A 2073-nucleotide genomic window follows, 5' to 3' on the forward strand; every position below is an offset into this window, starting at 1 on the left:
AAACATGCGGCAAAAAGTATTAGAAGATGGGGCAAGTGAGTTGTCCTATGAGATCCGGGATATTGTAAAAAAAGCTGAGAAACTCCAGCATCTAGGAAGAGAAATCTATTGGGAAAATATTGGTGATCCTATTCAGAAGAATTTTAAGATCCCAACCTGGATGAAAGATACCATTTCAGCTATTCTGCAAGAAGATAATACCTACGGTTATAGCCATTCTAAAGGTGTGCCTGGTACCCGTGACTTTTTGGCCAAACAAACCAATCAATTAAATGGCGTACAGATCTCCAAAGAAGACATTCTGTTTTTTAATGGGCTTGGAGATGCAATCTCCACCCTATATCAATACATTGATCCCACTTCTCGTGTAATTGGGCCTTCTCCTTCCTACTCCACCCATTCTTCTGCAGAGGCAGCTCACGCTCGTCAGGCTCCCATTACCTATAAACTCGACCCGGATAATAATTGGTATCCTGATCTGGACGACCTTTACAATAAAGTTAAATATAACCCGGCTATCGTAGGGATTCTCATAATTAATCCTGATAATCCTACAGGAATGGTATACCCGCTGGAGATTCTTGAACGTATTGTTGCCATTGCCAGAGAATTTGATCTTTTTCTGATAAGCGATGAGATTTATGCCAAGGTTACCTACAATGGACAAAGAGCCTTTACTTTAGCTGAATACCTAGGGGATGTCCCAGGAATTGCCATGAAAGGGATTTCAAAGGACTTTCCGTGGCCAGGCTCACGTTGTGGCTGGGTAGAGTTTTACAATAGAGAAAATGAACCGGACTTTGATCAATTTTGCCGTGCCCTTGAAAATGCCAAAATGATAGAAGTCTGCTCCACAAAATTACCTCAATTGGCTATTCCGAAGGTTTTGTCAGACCCCCGTTTCCCAGTTTATAGACAAGAGTTGAATGAAAGAATTGGAAAAAGAAGTAAGTTGATAACTGAGATTCTAGGAACAATTCCACAATTGAAATTTAATGAGACCAAGGGAGCTTTTTATAACGCCATTATTTTTGAAGAAGGGGTACTAAAACCACATCAAAAATTACAAATTGAAGAGGATGGCGTACGGCAATTGGCTGAAAGTTGGGTGGAATCCAAAGACACTTCCCTAGACAAGCGTTTTGTCTACTATTTATTAGCAGCCAAAGGCATTTGTGTGGTCCCAATTTCTTCTTTTTGCTCTGAATTACAAGGTTTCCGAATTACTTTATTGGAAGAAAATGAAGACCTGTTAAGCCATATTTTTACAAATCTTAAGGAAGCTATTTTGGAATATTTGGAGTCTTAGACCTTGCACTTAAATTTTGGTTATTTTCTAATATTATTTAAATATTCTTTTTAACCTAGACACCTATTTATTTGCTAAAAAAATTGTTTGGAGACATTATAGACAACCCTGAGCAAATTGCAAAGGAATTTGGTGCAGGCATGAGAGGATATTTCTATGGAAATATTATCGTGACCCTCCTCAAGGTTATAAATATTAAGATCCAGTTAGACTAGACTTTAACGAACAATTAAATAGTGACGATATACTTCCTGTTTTACAAAAAAAAAGTTAAGTTTTAGAATTGTATACAGGATTTTACAAGAAGAAAACCACCGCCAGAAGCTGATTAGGCTATGATTACTTGATTCATGGCTTATAAAAGTGGAGCTGATTTAGAAAAAATGAAAGAGGTAGATGGAAATTATATGCTTAGTACTATTAAGCCATTTCGAAAAGGAGAAAGCTCAGCCCTTGTTGATCTAATGCAAAGGGAAGGACCAGTATGGCAAGGCGTGGAAAATCGTTTGGAAGAGCCTAGTCATTTTCACAAAATAACTCAATCTTTGGGTGAAAAAATATTTGGTAAAAATGAAGATTAAGTTAAATATTGCTTTATCTGAATTTATTAAAAGCTTATTGTTTAGGGTCTATAGAAAAATCAGTTATCAAAAATAATATTAATTGATTTTTTCAAGACCTTTTTCAATAGTGAATCTATAACCCTTTCCATTAAATTTTCTGATCAGAGATCTTAGACTTATCCACTATTCCCTCGTCAAAGG

The 2073-nt window shown here is 36.5% G+C and carries 2 protein-coding genes; both read left to right on the forward strand.

What is annotated here, in order from left to right; genetic code table 11:
• Positions 1-4: 4 nt before the first annotated feature.
• Positions 5-1309 (forward strand): pyridoxal phosphate-dependent aminotransferase, encoded by a 1305-nt coding sequence (locus E1171_RS02300; RefSeq protein ID WP_155203681.1) that lies wholly within the window; start codon positions 5-7, stop codon positions 1307-1309.
• Positions 1310-1659: 350 nt separating this feature from the next.
• A complete protein-coding gene (locus E1171_RS02305) occupies positions 1660-1890 on the forward strand; it encodes a hypothetical protein (protein WP_155203679.1) in 231 nt (76 codons plus the stop codon).
• The last annotated feature ends 183 nt before the right edge of the window (positions 1891-2073 follow it).

The sequence above is a fragment of the Xanthovirga aplysinae genome, from assembly GCF_009711365.1.
Lineage (GTDB): Bacteria > Bacteroidota > Bacteroidia > Cytophagales > Cyclobacteriaceae > Xanthovirga > Xanthovirga aplysinae.